At 46.3% G+C, this 17344-nt stretch carries 17 protein-coding genes; 10 read left to right on the forward strand and 7 right to left on the reverse strand.

The window, feature by feature from the left end; translation table 11 throughout:
• Positions 1-30 precede the first annotated feature (30 nt).
• Complete coding sequence (locus ACZ5XY_RS02895) at positions 31-753, forward strand: MiaE family protein (RefSeq protein WP_464742797.1); 723 nt, start codon at positions 31-33, stop codon at positions 751-753.
• A 74-nt stretch (positions 754-827) separates the two neighbouring features.
• Here ACZ5XY_RS02895 and ACZ5XY_RS02900 read toward each other — a convergent pair whose 3' ends face one another.
• From ACZ5XY_RS02900 to mtgA, 6 genes are all read right to left on the reverse strand, one after another.
• Positions 828-1043: a hypothetical protein gene (locus ACZ5XY_RS02900; protein WP_464742799.1), complete on the reverse strand. Its 216-nt coding sequence runs from the start codon at positions 1041-1043 to the stop codon at positions 828-830.
• 32 nt (positions 1044-1075) lie between these two features.
• Positions 1076-1945 carry a hypothetical protein gene (locus ACZ5XY_RS02905; RefSeq protein WP_464742801.1) on the reverse strand — a complete coding sequence of 290 codons (870 nt, stop codon included), beginning with the start codon at positions 1943-1945 and terminating at the stop codon, positions 1076-1078.
• 120 nt (positions 1946-2065) lie between these two features.
• On the reverse strand, positions 2066-2425 hold the full coding sequence (locus tag ACZ5XY_RS02910) for a hypothetical protein (protein WP_464742803.1): 360 nt from the start codon (positions 2423-2425) through the stop codon (positions 2066-2068).
• A 57-nt stretch (positions 2426-2482) separates the two neighbouring features.
• Entirely contained in the window at positions 2483-2680 is a 198-nt protein-coding gene (locus tag ACZ5XY_RS02915) for a hypothetical protein (protein WP_464742805.1), read from the reverse strand.
• Positions 2681-2953: 273 nt separating this feature from the next.
• Positions 2954-5140 carry a polyphosphate kinase 1 gene (gene ppk1, locus ACZ5XY_RS02920; protein ID WP_464742807.1) on the reverse strand — a complete coding sequence of 729 codons (2187 nt, stop codon included), beginning with the start codon at positions 5138-5140 and terminating at the stop codon, positions 2954-2956.
• A gap of 128 nt (positions 5141-5268) precedes the next feature.
• Positions 5269-5949 (reverse strand): monofunctional biosynthetic peptidoglycan transglycosylase, encoded by a 681-nt coding sequence (gene mtgA, locus ACZ5XY_RS02925; protein WP_464742809.1) that lies wholly within the window; start codon positions 5947-5949, stop codon positions 5269-5271.
• Positions 5950-6091: 142 nt separating this feature from the next.
• On the opposite strand from mtgA, the gene ACZ5XY_RS02930 reads away from it, so the two are divergent.
• From ACZ5XY_RS02930 to ACZ5XY_RS02965, 8 genes are all read left to right on the forward strand, one after another.
• Positions 6092-6415: a glutaredoxin family protein gene (locus ACZ5XY_RS02930; protein ID WP_464742811.1), complete on the forward strand. Its 324-nt coding sequence runs from the start codon at positions 6092-6094 to the stop codon at positions 6413-6415.
• Positions 6416-6687: 272 nt separating this feature from the next.
• Positions 6688-8154: an FAD-linked oxidase C-terminal domain-containing protein gene (locus ACZ5XY_RS02935; protein ID WP_464742813.1), complete on the forward strand. Its 1467-nt coding sequence runs from the start codon at positions 6688-6690 to the stop codon at positions 8152-8154.
• A complete protein-coding gene (gene glcE / locus ACZ5XY_RS02940; RefSeq protein WP_464742815.1) occupies positions 8151-9209 on the forward strand; it encodes a glycolate oxidase subunit GlcE in 1059 nt (352 codons plus the stop codon). Before ACZ5XY_RS02935 ends, glcE begins: the two co-directional genes overlap by 4 nt.
• A gap of 12 nt (positions 9210-9221) precedes the next feature.
• Entirely contained in the window at positions 9222-10430 is a 1209-nt protein-coding gene (gene glcF, locus ACZ5XY_RS02945; RefSeq protein WP_464742817.1) for a glycolate oxidase subunit GlcF, read from the forward strand.
• Between the two features lie 216 nt (positions 10431-10646).
• Entirely contained in the window at positions 10647-12437 is a 1791-nt protein-coding gene (locus ACZ5XY_RS02950) for an L-lactate permease (protein ID WP_464742819.1), read from the forward strand.
• A gap of 90 nt (positions 12438-12527) precedes the next feature.
• Positions 12528-13733: an alpha-hydroxy acid oxidase gene (locus tag ACZ5XY_RS02955; protein ID WP_464742821.1), complete on the forward strand. Its 1206-nt coding sequence runs from the start codon at positions 12528-12530 to the stop codon at positions 13731-13733.
• Between the two features lie 99 nt (positions 13734-13832).
• Positions 13833-14651 (forward strand): rhomboid family intramembrane serine protease, encoded by an 819-nt coding sequence (locus ACZ5XY_RS02960; RefSeq protein ID WP_464742823.1) that lies wholly within the window; start codon positions 13833-13835, stop codon positions 14649-14651.
• A 59-nt stretch (positions 14652-14710) separates the two neighbouring features.
• Positions 14711-15520 (forward strand): MipA/OmpV family protein, encoded by an 810-nt coding sequence (locus tag ACZ5XY_RS02965; protein WP_464742825.1) that lies wholly within the window; start codon positions 14711-14713, stop codon positions 15518-15520.
• Between the two features lie 100 nt (positions 15521-15620).
• On the opposite strand, the gene ACZ5XY_RS02970 is transcribed toward ACZ5XY_RS02965, so the two are convergent.
• Positions 15621-16565, reverse strand: coding sequence for a DMT family transporter (locus tag ACZ5XY_RS02970; RefSeq protein WP_464742827.1), 945 nt, complete (start codon positions 16563-16565; stop codon positions 15621-15623).
• A 232-nt stretch (positions 16566-16797) separates the two neighbouring features.
• Here ACZ5XY_RS02970 and ACZ5XY_RS02975 point away from each other — a divergent pair, with 232 nt between their 5' ends.
• Positions 16798-17316 carry a MarR family winged helix-turn-helix transcriptional regulator gene (locus ACZ5XY_RS02975; RefSeq protein ID WP_464742829.1) on the forward strand — a complete coding sequence of 173 codons (519 nt, stop codon included), beginning with the start codon at positions 16798-16800 and terminating at the stop codon, positions 17314-17316.
• Positions 17317-17344: the final 28 nt, after the last annotated feature.

The raw sequence follows: 17344 nt of genomic DNA on the forward strand, positions 1-17344 counted from the left end.
GCTCATTTATCACCTATCATTGAAGTCTTTATGAATAAAACTGATCCAAATACCTCAAATTCAGCAGCCTCAAGCTATCTTAATGACCCGTTAACCGATGACAGCGCCGATATCAATCATATTAAGTCACCCATCGCCGTGGATTTAACGGCTATTTATGAGTTTTTAGGCGCTCGAACGTCGCCAAGTTGGGTTCAAGCTGCGCTTACCAATTTGCCGCTGATTATTCAAGACCACGCCAATTGCGAAAAAAAGGCGGCAGGAACGGCGATGAACTTGATGTTTCGTTATGAGTTTTCTTATGATTTGCAAAAAAAGTTGGCGCAGCTTATCCGTGAAGAAATGCTACATTATGAGCAGGTGCTTGGCATCATGAATGATCGCGGTCAAGCGTGGCAGTACCTAAGCGCAGGGCGTTACGCCAAAGGCATGCTCAAGCATAAAAGAACGTTTGAGCCTGAAGCGATGATTGATGTTCTCATCATTGGCGCGTTTATTGAAGCGCGGTCTTGTGAGCGCTTTGCGGCGTTAGCTGAGCGCATTGATGATGAGCGCCTGGCGCGCTATTACCGCTATTTACTCAAATCTGAAAGCCGTCATTTTGAGGACTATTTGGCATTGGCGCAGTCGCTAAGTGCTACGCCAATTGGTGACCGCGTTCAGTTTTTTAAAGCGGTGGAAAGCGAGCTGATTTCAAGTCCTGATTCTGAGCTGCGCTTTCATAGTGGCGAGCCGGCGGCTATTGCAGATTAATGAACTACTAACCGTAAAAAATTAGGCAATCTCTCGCCATTGCCTAATTTTGATTTGATCCTGTTGAGCACTCATTAACTCTTAGCATTTAATCCATTTTTGACGACGCCGTGCGGATCATGATCGGAAGTGATGCGCTCTGCCAATTGCGGATTGACCTTTTGCAAGGCATCTTCTGGGACAACGCCATCAAAATCATCGGCATCTGCTAAATGGTACTGCCGATTGGCTTTGATATCGTCATCAGCCATCAGCATCAGCGGCGCATCATTTTGATCTTTAACTGTCATAAGTCACCTTTTATTATTGCGGTTAACCACCGTTATTCATTGTAGCGGTTATAGCTTTTGTCATCATCTTTATCTTCTATAGGCAACACGCGAGATTGGGCATTATCAACGCTGGCATAGCGGTTATGGTCGCCGATAAATTCACTTTTTGGGATTTCAGTTCCGGTGGTTTCTTCATTGATATCGCCATCAAACGGACTACCTTCTTGGTCGCGGCGGTCAGGCTCACGGGCTGGATTGTCACCGGTATTGACGTGCTCAGTTTGCATCACCTCTGAATCAAACTTGTCGGCTCCGTTTTCAACATGGGTGTGCGCCTCAATATCACGCTCGTTAATACGCTCCTCGGTTCGAGCAGCCATCGGCGCGCGGCTGGCTTGCAATTCTTCCACCGCCATAGCGTCGGTCTGCGGGTTTTTAAGCGTCGTCTGCCCCATTCGGCTTTCAGCCGCAACGTGGGATTGATTCAATTCAGAGCCATATGCCAACTCTGAATCATGAAGGGTTGACTCATGGAGGGTTGAGCCATCCATAGTAGTATCACCGAGTCGACAGGAACCGATGACCGTTTCTTGCATGGTGTCCGTAGTTTTGCCATCCATAGGATGAGCGGTTGCCGCTGCAAGCTCTGCGCGGCGTGACTCATGAAGCGGCGCTGCATTATGATGAACGCTTGAGTGTGGTGTGCCATCTGAATGATGCGGCGCGCCTTCTGGGTCAAGTTTGTCTTGAAGCTCATTTGGCTCTAAAAACCCTGAGCCAATGACCGTTTCTTGCATGGTATCAGTGATTGGGTTTTGAACATGGGCATGATGATGGTCATAATGAACATCAGTTGCCAAACGCTCACGCTCAGTATCGGTAATTCTCGTTTTGGTTAAGTTTGGGTCGCGGGTTTCCATGATGCTATCCTTTATTATTTTAAGCTTAATTTTGATTAAGCAGTTATTGATATCGTGGTAAAGCGGTCGTCCAACTTATTTAGCTTTAGCGATAAACTTACAGTTCGCTTTTTTAAACGTTTAAAGATTGTCCTCTTTACCTAAATTAAATGCATTAAGCTCGCCTACATTTTTGCCGGCAGGCGGTAAATCTTCTTCTTTTCTTGGGTCGGAATAGACCTCGTCCGTTTCTTGTGATGGTGCTTCGGGACCTTTAATGTTAGGCAAGTCTTTGCGACCTTTGTAACTGCCGCGTGGATTTTCTACTTCTCCTACCGCAGGGTCGTCCACCACAACTGCCTCTTCATTATTGACCAATCTTGGGTCTTGTGATGAGCCGTCCGCGGCTGATTTATCAACGGCAAGTATAGGGTCGGCATCTAAGGGAACGTCTTCAGGGGGAATGCCAACAATTTTTGCCCCTGTATCTTTATTCATCATTGTTTTCTCCTTCATAATTATTTTTAAAATCAAAAATTTTAACGCTTTAACTTAAGGTTAATTATCCGTGCGCAAATCCTCATCAATAAATGGCGTTTCTTGCGACTCAGTTAACTTCTCAGGCGTGTGAACTGGCTTGTCTTTTTGCAAATTTTCAGCAAGCTTTTTTGGGCTAACATTGTCCGCCGCTTTTTTAACTTCTGAAACATTCTCAGTTTTATTGGTTTGATTGCCGGTGTTACTTTGCGTACTCATTGTTGTTTTGTCCTTTATTATTAATGATATTCTTCATTTTTATAATTATTAACACTAAGAATAGTTCTCAACTATTTTTTATTATAAAGGACATAAAAACAACTGCCAGTGGCTTGCGGTAGTAATATGTGAAAAATTGTGGGGCTTACGTTGGCTTTGTAAAATTACTTACTCCTTTTCCTAAGCTTTAATAAAAAATAATGCCCCTAATTCAAGTTGAATTAAGGGCGCTTAATTTTTTAAAAACTTTTACTATCAATCAGTTATTATCAATCAGTTATCATCAATGACGCTATTAATGGTTCTTAGCAAATGATTTTGCGCGATATGGGGGCTTTCGCCGTCTTTTGGCTGCAATTGGTGCCAATTGCCCTCGCCGTCAAGCTCCCAAGCTTGGACATTGTCTTTAAGATAATTAATCAGACCATCTTGATAGATTTGGTCAAACAGCGCTTTGTCTTCAATCGGGAACGCCACTTCAACGCGGTGGAATAAGTTGCGGTCCATCCAGTCGGCGCTGCTGCAATATAGGCGCTCGTTGCCATTATTATAAAAATAATAAACGCGGGTATGCTCCAAAAAGCGACCAATGACCGAGCGGACGGTGATGTTTTCGGACAAGCCTTGAACCTGTGGTCGCAAGCAGCACATGGATCGCAAAATCAGCTCAATTTTGACCCCCGCTTGTGAGGCATCATAAAGCTTGTCAATCAAACGGCGCTCAGTTAAGGCATTAACTTTAACGATGATATGACCGCGCTTGCCAGCTTTGGCGTTCTCGATTTCAGCATCAATAAAGCTTATTAGCGAGTCATGCAAGGTAAAGGGCGCATGAAGCAGCTTTTTGAGGTTGGCAGGTTTGCCCATTCCGGTCAGTTCTTGGAAAATTTTGTGAACGTCTTCGGACATATCAGGGTCAGCGGTAAATAAGCCGTAATCGGTATAGGCTTTGGCGTTGCCGGCGTGATAGTTCCCCGTTCCCATGTGAACGTAGCGGCGGATTTTGTTGTCCTCGCGGCGGACAATCAGCATCAATTTGGCATGAGTTTTATAACCCACGATGCCGTAAACGACAACCGCGCCGGCTTCTTGCAAATAATTGGCAACAGCAATGTTGGAGGCTTCATCAAAGCGGGCGCGAAGTTCAATCACCGCGGTGACTTCTTTACCATTTCGGGCAGCAGCAGCGAGCGCTTGAACGATTTCAGAGTTGGTTCCAGAGCGATAAAGCGTTTGTTTAATCGCTAAAACTTTGGGGTCACTAGCGGCTTGCCAAAGCAGATTGACCACAGGCGAGAACGCATTAAATGGATGATGAACCAACACGTCGCCTTTACGAATGGCAGCAAACATACTGGTGCTGCGTTCAAGCTTGTCAATATCACGGCGAAAGGCTTTGGGAATGACAAAGTTAAACGGCTGATAACGCAAGTTAGGAATGTTAAAGTCAAACAAGAGCCGCGTTAAGTTGACCGGACCATTGACGCGGTAAAGCTGATTGTCATGAAGCCCAAACTCCTCAAGCAAATAATCGCTCATGTGTTTTGGGCAATCGGTGGTGACCTCAAGGCGGACTTTATCCCCAAAGCGGCGGTTTTCAAGCTCACCCTCAAGCGCTTTGGCAATGTCGTCCACGTCGTCCGCTAAGTCCAAATCGGCGTTTCGGGTCAAGCGGAATTGATGGCAGCCGGTGACGTTAACGCCCGGGAACAATTCGCTCACATGCTCGTGAATAATGGCAGATAACATCACATGGTGTTCTTTGCCGCCGGTCAGCTCGTCAGGCAAACGGATAACCCGCGGCAGGCTTCGCGGCGCAGGAACAATCGCAAGATTAATATCGCGACCAAAGGCATCTTTGCCCTCAAGGCTTGCAATAAAGTTAAGGCTTTTATTCACGAGCCTTGGAAATGGATGCGCAGGGTCAATGCTGATTGGCGTCAATACCGGCATCACTTGCTCGATAAAATACTGCTTCATCCACGCCGACTCTTCAGGGGTCAGCTCATCGCGCTTTAAATAACGGATATCTTCAAGGGCAAGCGCTGGCAAAATATCTTCGTTCAGCAGTCGGTATTGCTCAGCAATCGCACGGTGCGCAATCACTGAGATTTCGTCTAACACCTCACTGGGGCGCATACCGTGCGGCGTGGCAGCCACGTTGCCTAAATTCAGCTTTTGCATCAGTCCTGCAACGCGAATTTCAAAAAACTCATCCATGTTGGATGAAAAAATAATCAAGAAAAACAAGCGCTCAAGCAGCGGATGGCGCGGGCTTGCCGCTTGGGCAAGAACCCGAAGATGAAACTGAAGCAAGGAGATTTCGCGGTTGATATAACTGTTTGCCGAATAGCTGCCATCATCAAAGCGCTGCCAATTGATTTCGTTTAAAGCGCTTTCATGACGGTCACTTGCTGCTAAAGCGTTGTCAGTTTTTTTCGCTGTGGATTTTTGGGTCATGCCGCGATTCCTTATCTTCTGCTATCAAGGGGTATTATTTTAGTCCCTATCAGCCGATTTGTCTTGCTTTCGCCGCAAAAAACCCCTAATTGACGCGATTTAACGCTATAAGATAAGTTTGACAAAAGTTATTGCGGCAAAATGGCGCTATTCATGCGCCGTTTAATGATGCGCTGCTTGTTTTTTAAGCGCCGATCATTGCGGTTTTTTTCGTAATACTTGGGATTGGGCAGCATACTAATGAGCATCGCGGCTTCATCACGGTTCAGCTTCGCCGCTGATTTATTAAAGTAATGGTGAGCCGCCGCATCAATGCCATAAATGCCATTGCCAAACTCAGCCACGTTTAAATAAACGGTTAAAATGCGTTTTTTATTCCACATTTTTTCAATCATCACGGTAAGCAATGCTTCCTCGCCTTTACGCAAATAAGAGCGGTGTGAGGTTAAAAATAAATTTTTTGCCAATTGCTGAGTGATGGTTGAGCCGCCGGCTGCCATTTTGCCGGACGCTTCGTTTTTTTTGTGCGCAGCTTCTATGCCTTGTAAATCAAAGCCATTATGCTGAGTGAATTTGGCGTCTTCACTGGCAATGGCGGCTTGTTTTGCTGATTTGGCAATGGCGTCGTAATCTGCCCAAGACTGAGTGACCTTACCCACCGTCAAGCGGTGCTTGAGCATAAACATGCTGTTAGTCACCGGTTGCGTTTTCCAAACCACCAATAGCCCTGCCACCATCAAATGAAACGCCACCACCAGCAGCATAACAGCAAGCAGCAATCGTTTAAAAAATTTGCCAATTAAGGTCATGAAACAAGCTTCCAAATGAGCAAGTTGCGGCTGCAATCTTGCAAAATAAATTGCGGGTATCTTACCTAATCTAGGATTGGCTGTCATTAACCGCGCACTTTCTTTATGATAGAGCGACACGTGAGCAACAAAAGAGCCAATTATGACCTTGCCTGCAACCGCAAATTCAGCCGCCACTGCCGAGCAGCTTCGCGCGACTATATCAGCACAGCTGCCGTCTATTGATAGCCCTAATAAGGAGTCGTGGTGGCTGCTTGGCACGACAGGCTGCCATTTATGTGATGTTGCTGAGCAGTTATTAAACGATTTTCAAAAAGTTTATCTCATTGACTATATTAAAGTGGATATTGCTGATTTTGATGAAGAATTAATAATGCAGTTTGCCACGCAAATTCCGGTGATTTTAACGAAAAATTCAAGGCTTGATTTTCCGTTTTCGGTACTGGATTTGCAGTGGTTGTTGTAGTTTTTTATTTTAATACATTGATACATTGATAATTTGCTTTTGGTTTTAGAAGCGCTAGCTTTGAAATACTTAAGCTTTGAAATACCTAATTGGGCGGGGTTACCGCCTTTTTTTATAGCATTTTAATTAAAATCATTTGATTAATTAATGCAAATTATCTCACTTTATGACGGTTTAGTTACGGCAACTTGGCTTTTTTATTATGTCACAACCGTTATCTGTGTAATAATCAAAGGATTCTAGCCAAATTCAGTAAGCAAAGGAGAGCTTTCATGAATCCAAGCCAACGACCGGACAAAGCCGCGCTTGCCGAGATGTTTCGCGCCTTTCTTGAGCCGCAATTTGTCATTTGCGATGCCGAGACGCAAAAGCCGTTTGAGTGTGATGGGCTGTCGGTGTATTGCGATATGCCGCTTTTGGTGGTGCTGCCAGGGACGGTTGCCGAGGTTCAAGAGGTGATGCGAATTTGCCACCGTTTTGATATTCCTGTAGTGGCGCGCGGTGCAGGAACGGGGCTTTGTGCCGGTGCCATGCCCAACCCTGACGGCGTTTTGCTCGTATTATCCCGATTTAAACATATCCTTGAGATTGACCCGCTTGCCCGCAGCGCACGCTTGCAACCGGGGGTTCGCAATTTAGCCATTAGCGAGGCGGCGACCCATTACGGCTTATATTATGGTCCTGACCCCTCCTCGCAAATTGCCTGCTCCATCGGCGGCAATGTCGCTGAAAACTCCGGCGGCGTTCACTGCCTAAAATATGGTTTGACCGTTCACAATCTATTAAAGGTCGAAATGGTCACTGTTGAGGGCGAGTTAATCACCCTTGGCAGCGAAGGTTTAGATAATAACGGCATCGATTTAATGGCGCTGATTACCGGCTCTGAAGGCTTACTTGGGGTTATTACGGAAGTCACGGTAAAATTGTTGCCAAGCCCTTCGATGGCGCAAGTCATCATGGCGGCGTTTGACACGGTTCAAGCGGCAGGCGATGCCGTTGGCGGGGTGATTGCCAAAGGTATCATTCCGGCGGGGCTTGAAATGATGGACAGCCCTGCCATTATTGCGGCTGAAGCCTTTGCTCATGCCGGTTACCCAACGGACGCCCAAGCGCTGCTGCTTTGCGAATTGGACGGCAGTGAGGCTGAAGTGATTGAGCAAATTGCGCAGGTTGAGCAGCTGTTTATTGACTTTGGCGCCACCGCCACTCGCGTCTCGCAAAGTGAAGCTGAGCGCGCGCTTCTTTGGAAAGGTCGCAAATCAGCATTCCCTGCCGTTGGTCGCATTTCCCCCGATTACTATTGTATGGATGGCACGATTCCACGAAGTCAGCTTGCCTTTGTCTTAACCGAAATGCAAAAACTTTCCGACCATTACGGCTTAAAAGTTGCCAACGTGTTTCACGCGGGCGATGGCAATTTGCATCCGCTGATTTTATTTGATGCCAACGTGGCAGGCGAGCTTGAACGCACCGAAGAATTTGGCAGTAAAATCTTGGAGCTTTGCGTCAAAGTTGGCGGCTGTATCACCGGCGAGCATGGCGTTGGCGTTGAAAAAATCCGGCAAATGGCCGTTCAGTTTAATGATGAAGAACTGGCGCAATTTCATGCCATCAAACACGCCTTTGACCCAAATGGTACGCTCAACCCTGGTAAGGGTATTCCCATTTTAAAGCGCTGCCAAGAGTATCGAACGCTTGATGCGATTAAAAACGACGCCCAACAAGGAGAGCCGGCATGACAGATATCAGCGCTCAACTGATTGAGCAAGTTAAACAAGCCGCGAGTGACGGCACGGCGCTACAAATCATCGGCGGCGGCAGCAAAGCCTTTATGGGACGAACACCAACAGGAGCGCCCATATCACTTGCCGAGCATAGCGGCATTATCAGCTATGAGCCGGTTGAGTTGGTATTGACCGCTCGCGCCGGAACGCCCTTATCACAAATTAAAGACGCCTTGAGCGAGCATCAGCAAATGATGGCGTTTGAGCCGCCTTTATTTAACGATAAAGCCACGTTGGGCGGAACGCTAGCTTGTCATTTATCAGGACCTGCGAGACCTTGGAGCGGCTCGATTCGCGACCACGTGCTTGGGATTCGCCTCATCAATGGCAACGGCGAGCATTTGCGCTTTGGCGGTCAAGTGATGAAAAACGTTGCCGGTTACGACGTGTCACGAATGCAAGCCGGCGCCATGGGAACGCTTGGCATCATCAGTGAGGTGAGCCTTAAAATCATGCCAAAACCTGCGGCAAGCTTAACGGTAGTTCAAAACATGAGCACCGAGCAAGCCATTGACACCATGAACCGCTTGTCAGGTCAACCAAAGCCATTAACTGGTGCGTGTTGGTTAAACGGTCAGCTGTATTTGCGCTTGGCCGGTGCAAAAAGCGCAGTTGAAACGACGGCTCGCGAGGTGAATGGCTCAGTTTTAGACGATGGCGACGCCTTTTGGGAACAGCTTCGCGAACATCGCTTAGACTTTTTTGCCAGTGACGCGCCGCTTTGGCGATTTTCGGTGAAAAGTAGCGCGGAGCATGTATTGCCAAGTGAAAATTGGCTGATTGATTGGGGCGGCGCTCAGCGCTGGTTAAAAGGGGATTTTAACAAAGCCGAGCTTGAAGCCATCGCTGAAAAAATGGGCGGTCAAGTCAGCCTGTATCGCGGCGGCAATCGCGATAGCGAGGTGTTTCATACTCAGCCTGAAGCGCTAAAGCTGATTCATCAACGCTTAAAACACGCCTTTGACCCCAACGCCATTTTTAATCCCGGACGGCTTTATAGCTGGATGTAATAGGAGAGCGCCATGCGAACCCAAATCAATGTTAAATATTTAGACCATCCGGATATTGATGAAGCAGAAGCCATTTTGCGAACCTGTGTTCACTGCGGATTTTGTAACGCCACCTGCCCGACCTATCAGGAGCTTGGCGATGAGCGCGATGGTCCACGTGGTCGGATTTATCTCATGAAGCAAATGCTTGAAACCGGAACGGTGAGCGAAAAATCACAAAAGCACCTTGATCGCTGCCTCACCTGCCGAAGCTGCGAAACCACCTGCCCATCCGGCGTTCAATATGGCAGATTGGCAGAAATTGGTCGCGACATCATGGAACAGCAATTAGAGCGACCGCCCAACCAAAAGCTTAAACGTTGGCTGATTTTAAAAGTGCTGCCCTATCCGCGCCGCTTTGGTTTTTTATTGCGACTTGGGCAACTTTTTCGGGCGTTTTTACCAAAAGAGTTAAAAAACCAAGTCCCAGTAAAACAAATCACCAAGCCGCGACCAACTCAGCAGCATGAGCGGCGAATGCTTGTATTAGAGGGCTGCGCGCAACCTGCCGCCACGCCTAACACCAATATTGCCGCTGCTCGCGTTCTTGATAAGCTTGGCATCAGCTTATTTGCCGCCCCCGATGCCGGCTGCTGCGGTGCGGCAAGCTATCACATGCCCGCTCATGAAGAAGGTCTTGGCTTTATGCGCCGAAATATTGACGCTTGGTGGCCGCATATCGAATCGGGCGTTGAAGCCATCGTCATGAACGCTTCTGGCTGCGGCTCCATGGTCAAAGAATACGGCGAAAAATTGCGCCACGACCCCAACTACGCCGAAAAAGCAAAGCGGGTGAGCGAAATGACCAAAGACTTAACCGAAATTTTAATCAAAGAGGATTTGGGCAAATTAGAGCTTAAAAACTCAGCAGCAAAAACGGCGGTTCATTGCCCTTGCTCCTTGCAACATGGTCAAAAGCTTGGCGGCGCGGTCGAGCAAATCTTGCAAAAAGCCGGATTTGAGTTAACCCGAACTCAAAACAAGCACTTATGCTGCGGCTCAGCCGGAACGTATTCACTGCTGCAGCCCAAGCTTAGCCAAGAGCTGTTAACCAATAAGCTGAATGATTTGAGCATTGATAACCCTGAACAAATCGTTACCGCAAACGTCGGCTGTCAGCTGCATTTGGGCAGCCGAGCGGACGTTCCGGTCAAGCATTGGATTGAACTGTTAGACCAATAGCAAATTTAAAAAAATGTACAAAAATAAGCAGGATTAGGATTTATTTTTAACCCTTAATCCTGCTTTTTTTATTGATAATCAATTGCTTAAAACGCCAATCAATATTCACCAATAAGAATCAATATCAAAAAATACATTTTCTGCTAGTAAAGCGCGCCAATTCTTGCTAGTTTGTTTCTAGGACTTCTCGATTCATAATAACAAGGATGGTTGATTATGTATGTCTTTTTGGCGCTCGCGCCTATCCTCGTGGTTCTTGTATTACTTGTCATTCTTCGGCTTCCTGCCAAAATCTCAATGAGTGTGGCTTACTTGGTGACTGCCCTTTTAGCGCTATTTGTCTGGCATGCCAGCGGCGCTCAAGTGGCAGCGGCAACCGCCAACGGCGTTATCGTTGCGCTTACCTTATTATTCATCGTTTTTGCGGCGATTTTACTGCTTAACACTTTAAAAGAAGCCGGCGCCATTGTTGCCATTCGCAAAGGCTTTATGGACATCTCCCCCGACCGGCGGATTCAAGCCATCATCGTGGCTTGGCTGTTTTGCTCGATGGTGGAAGGCTCCTCCGGATTTGGAACGCCCTCCGCCATTGGCGCGCCGCTTTTATTCGCGCTTGGTTTTCCTGCCATGGCTTGCGTGATGGCGGTGCTGATTATTCAATCGACGCCAGTATCGTTTGGCGCCGTGGGAACGCCGGTCTTGCTTGGTGTTTGGACGGGGATTGATGATAAGCCAGACATTGCCCAAGCAATTGCCCCGATGACGCCTGAAAATTACCTTTTGCAAATCACCGCAGATATTGGCTTAATTCATGCCGTCGTTGGCTTTTTAATTCCGCTGATTTTAAGCGCCTTTTTAACGCGGTTTTTTGGTGAAAAACGCTCATTTGTTGAAGGGCTAAAAGTTTGGCCGTTTGCGATTTTTGCAGGACTGAGCTTTACCATTCCTTATTATTTGGTTGCCAAATATTTAGGGCCTGAATTCCCCTCATTGGTTGGCGGCTTTATTGGCTTGATGATTGTTCTGCCCGCAGCAAAGCGCGGCTTTTTAATGCCTAAAGAAATCTTTCATTTTGCCCCAAGAGCGTCTTGGGATAAAGATTGGCTGGGAACGCTTACCGAGGAAAAATTTGATGATAACGTTGCGCCAAAATTTTCATTAATCCGCGCCTTTTCCCCGTATTTAATCGTCATTGCGCTGCTGATTTTGACCCGAACCGTTGCACCGTTAAAAGCATTTTTAACCGGTAATTTAACCAGTTTTGAATTTAGCAATTTGTTTGGCACCACCATTTCAAGCAAAGTTCAATTGGCGTATTCCCCCGGTGCAATTTTGATTGTGACCTCGTTGATTTGCATTTTATTGTTTAACATGAACGGCGGCATGGTCAAGCGCAGTTGGCGCAATTCGGCAATCACGATGGTGGCGGCAGCGCCTGCGCTGTTATTTTCCGTTCCGATGGTTCAAGTCTTTATCAATTCAGGGTCAGCAGCGGATGTGGCAAACGCGCTTCCTGCCATGCCGATTTTATTGGCAGAAAGTGCCGCTGCCGCCTTTGAAAATGCTTGGCCGCTGATTTCGCCGTGGATTGGGGCAATGGGGGCGTTTATTGCCGGCTCAAATACGGTCAGTAATATGATGTTTGCCTATTTTCAGTGGTCAACGGCAAGCCAAATTGGTCTTGATGGCAACCTTGCCGGTCAAGTGGTGGCGCTGCAAGCCGTTGGCGGGGCGGCAGGAAATATGATTTCGGTTCATAACGTCGTGGCAGCCTGCGCGGTCGTTGGTCTTATGGATAAAGAAGGTTATGTCATCCGAAAAACGCTACTTGCCATGACTTATTATGTGATTCAAGCCGGACTCATTGGTATGGGACTCATCTTTGGGCAGCTTTGGTGGTGGATTTTGGCAGTAATTTGGCCCGTTGCCTTTTTTGGCATCATGGCAATGATGTCTAAAAACGCCGCGGCTTCTGTTAAAATAGCTGAGCAAAACCGAGTAAATTGATAAATAGCGCCTTGATATAACAGTAGTAAGTGGTTTAAATATTGAGAATATCAAGGCGTTTTCTTCATAAAAATTCAGGAGTCTGCAAGCATGAAACTCAGCACCATTACCGAGATCGAAGACCTACGGCGCATTGCCCAGCGCAAGTTGCCGCGAATGTTTTATGATTATGTCGATTCAGGATCGTGGACGCAGACGACGTATCGCAATAATGAAACCGATTTTGACAAAATCAAGCTGCGTCAGCGGGTGATGGTCAATATGGAGGGGCGCTCGCTTGCAAGCCAAATGCTTGGCACACCAGTGAATATGCCCGTTGCCATTGCGCCAACTGGTTTTACCGGAATGATGTGGGCGGATGGTGAAATTCACGCGGCTCGAGCTGCTGAAAAGTTTGGCGTGCCGTTTTCGCTTTCGACCATGAGTATTTGCTCCATTGAAGACGTGGCAGCGCATACCACTGCGCCGTTTTGGTTTCAGCTTTATGTGATGCGCGATAAAGAATTTATGGCAAATCTCATCCGCCGCGCTCAAGCTGCCAATTGCTCGGCGCTGATTTTAACCGCCGATTTACAAGTGTTAGGTCAGCGTCATAAAGACATTAAAAATGGACTTTCTGCGCCCCCAAAGCCGACCCTTGCTAATATGCTCAACCTCATGACCAAGCCTGAATGGTGCTTTAATATGCTGGGCACGAAGCGGCGAACGTTTGGCAACATCGTCGGTCACGCCAAAGACGTTGAGGATTTGTCGTCCTTGTCAGCGTGGACGGCGGAGCAATTTGACCCGGCGCTTAGTTGGGATGACGTGGCACGGATTAAAGACCTTTGGGGTGGCAAGCTGATTATCAAAGGCATTATGGAACCTGAAGACGCCATTTTAGCAGCAAAAGTTGGCGCCGATGCGCTGATAGTATCCAACCACGGCGGTCGGCAATTGGACGGCGCGCCCTCCTCCATTGCGGCGCTGTCCGACATCGTTCAAGCGGTTCGCGCTGAAAACAGCAACATCGAAGTTTGGCTTGATAGCGGTATTAGATCCGGTCAAGACGTGCTCAAAGCCATCGCCATGGGCGCTACTGGCACGATGATCGGTCGGGCGTTTTTATACGGTCTTGGCGCATTTGGTGAAGATGGCGTTCGCCGAGCGCTTGAGCTGATTTATAACGAATGCGACATCAGCATGGCGTTTTGTGGTCATACCGATATTAATGAGGTTAATCAAGACATTTTGGTCAAAGGCACGTTTGAGCATTTAAAATCAGCACCGCCGTTTGTGACGCCGATTAATTGGTAAGTTTTTAAAACCAAAAGCATTACACTTGCATTTTATAATCCAACCCTGAGCCGTTATACTGTCAATTTACCATTATAACTAGTGATATTGACCTTTGTTATGACCGCTCAGCAATTATTAAAAACCGCTCCCGTTACGACCTTACTTTTAATTAGCTTTGTTGGGCTGTTTGCCTTTCAAGTTTACAGCGGCGTGGATGCCAATGAGCCTTCCACCGAGGCGCTACTGCATTGGGGCGCAAACGCCCTGCCCTTTACCATGGGCGGTGAGCCTTGGCGCTTGGTGACGAGCGCTTTTTTACATATTGGCCTCATGCATTTGCTTTTTAACAGCTTTGCTATGTACTTTTTTGGTCAAGTTGCCGAACCCATTTTGGGATCGGCTAAGTTTTTGGCGCTGTTTTTATTATCGGCAATCGGCGGTAATCTATTAAACAGCCAAATCATTTGGAACGCCATTTTAGAATCCGGCGCTCAGCCGGGGATTTCAGCAGGGGCGTCAGGCGGCATCATGGGGATTGGCGCGGCGCTCCTCATCATTGCGCTGTTTAAAATTTCGGTGAATGGTTTGCAGCTGAATTTAAAAAGCTTGGTCATCATTATGGCAATTAACTTGGTTTATGGCTTCGCCGTTCCGGGGATTGATAACGCCGGTCACATCGGCGGCGCGATTACCGGCGTCATTATTGCCGCCGCCTTTGCTTTGACTTACAAGTTTGACCCGCCCGCGCCCTCAGCTTATTTTGACCCTGTCACCAAAATCACCTATTACCCCTCACCAACGCAAACGACCAAACCAAAAATAAGCCCTTGGCAATTTTTTCCGTGGCTTGTCATTGCGCTAATTGCGCTTGGTTTTTTTGGCTGGTGGCAAAGCATTCATCAGCAAATTATTGCCGCGCTTACCATGATAAATTAAGCTATTTTGATGGTATGATGACGTTAATATTTTATAATTTTTACCCATAATGAGAGTCGATGATGACGATTTTTAACCCCCTAAGTTTTAAAATAAAAAGCCCAAAAAAAGCGCAACTTTTTGTGCTCAGCACCGCCGTTTTTGCCATGAGCGCGCAAGCGTTTGAGTTTGATAACATTCCTGTTGATAAAAATGCCCAACTTAGCGTTGGCGCAAACGTGCTGATTAACAAGAGCGCTTACGATACCGATGGCACGGAGGTTCGCGTGTTGCCGGGTGTGTTTTATGACAACAATAAAATCTACGCTCGCGGCGCTCAAGCGGGCGTTTATCTGATCAATGATGGCAGCAATCAGCTGTCGGCGTACACAGAGCTTGCCGGAAGCGAGTTTGACCCTGACGATGCCAATGGCGCATTGTCTAAGCTTGATAAGCGCAAATGGTCGGCGGCAGCAGGATTGACGTATTTACGATTGACGCCGGTTGGCGGATTTCGCGCTCAGCTTGCCACTGATATTTTGGGGCGCAATGACGGTAGCCTTGGCAGGCTCACCTACCTTGCCAAAGTCAGCAAAGACAAGCTGACCGTGTACCCAAGCGCAGGCTTTGAGTGGCACGATAGAAAATACAATGAGTATTATTACGGCGTAAGCAACGAGGAATCCGCGCGCTCAGGGGTCGCTGCGTATCAGCCAAGCCCAAGCGTGAATCCGTATGTCAGCGTCAGCGCCAATTATGACATTAACGATAAATGGGCAGGGTTTGCCAGCCAAAGCCTGAATTACTTGCCCAATGATCTGTATGACAGCCCGATGGTGGACTCACGGTTAGAAGCAAATACGGCGATTGGGCTGCTTTATAAGTTTTAGGGAGTCTAAAATTAATAAAAAAGGCTATGTATTCTACTTAGCCTTTTTTGTTTGTATTGCATGTCTAAATATTCTCTATAAAGTCTAAAGAACTATAGGATTACGCTTTAGCTTGAGACTGTTTCTGTATTTTTATGCCACCCCAACTCACAGAAGCAATCCCAAGTGCGATTAAAGAAGCACCCAAAATAAGCCCATCTGGCGGCGCTTCGCCTTGTAAGAATATAGCAACAGGAACGCCAACAACTGCCCCAACCGACCCTAGTAGGCTTAAAAGCACAGGTCCCCCAGTTTTTTGCAATAAAAACAGTAATAAGAACTGACCTGAAAAAACAAAAGCTTGGATTACAATTAAGATAAAAGGATAAAGGTTTTGATTTGGAATAGCTAAAGAAATGTTGGTTATAATACTAGTAATTCCAAGGCTAATAGCAGCTGCAATTAGCATTCCTGGAGCTAAGGCATTAGGTGATGCTCCTTGTGGCCAGCGTAGAGTGCGATAGAGATTACCAATCGCTAGCAATACAGGACCGCAAAGTGTAATGACTATCCAAAGAGTATTAGCATTTGGGGCTGAAAACTTATGAGCTGCTAATACCCCTGCGCCTAAAAGCGCTGCCGCTACTCCGAACGCTCGAGTAGATTGAAAGTACTCCATACGAAGCAACAGAGCACCCATATATGTTAATAACGGTGGTAAAGCGATAATTAGGGCAACAAAACCCGCGCCAACGTGAGGAATGGCTGAAAAGAAAATCAAGTTTGAGCCCGCTACACTAACAAGAGCTGCGATGATGTAATACTCAAAACTGCGAGCATTCAGGGGCGGAAGCTCCTTCCTTAAAAAAGATATGATCAACAGTATGAGTGAAGCACCAGCAATCGACCAAAATAAAAAAGCAAGAGGGGCTAGATTAATTTCACCTGCATATTTCGCAAGATTAGTAGAGATGCCTAGTAAAGAGCCGCCTGCTAGAAGGCACATTAAAGGGATTAACCAAGCGTTATTAGAGAAGAATTTATTTTCTGTTTTTTGCTCATCCATGAAATACCTTCTTGATAAAAATGTATCGTAGTATGAGGATATCACTAAATATCTCTATGTCAAGATAAATAGCTATCAACCTATGGTAGATTTTATAAATATATGTTCATAAAATGAAACTATTTTATTTAGCTTACTTGGTAGATCATCGTTATACAAAAATTTAGACCCCTTAAGTATCGGCTTAGATGATAACATTGCGGCAAATCTGATTCTTACAGGAGACAATTAGATGCTATCAAAAGAATCACAACAAGAAGATTCCGTGCAATATATTATTAGCCAATGGCAAAACCAAGGCTTTCATAGTGATGAGTTATTAGCGATGGAAACTATAGGGCGCATAAAGCGATTAGAAGTTATATTAATGCGCAGGTTATCTGCTAATTATAAAATTAATTATCAGCTTTCCCACTGGGAATTTGATGTATTAGCCACTCTACGACGAGCAGGCAAGCCTTACTGCTTAAGTCCAACAGTATTATTTGACAGTATGATGGTAAGCTCAGGTACTATGACAAACCGCTTACAACACTTAGAGAAAAAGCAGCTTATTGAGCGAATTGATAATCCAGACGATAAGCGTAGCTTGTTAGTTCAATTAACAACTGAAGGTATTTGTTTAATAGATAGGGCAGTTGCCTCACATATATCTTTAGAAAATAGATTGATGAGTGGTATGAGCAAGGAAGAATTAACAATAATTAATTTGCTATTAAAGAAGACCGAAAATAAGTTGTTTAATGCCTAAATCCAACTTTTTCAATTCTTTTAATGTT

This window comes from Psychrobacter sp. GTC18467 (assembly GCF_055397455.1).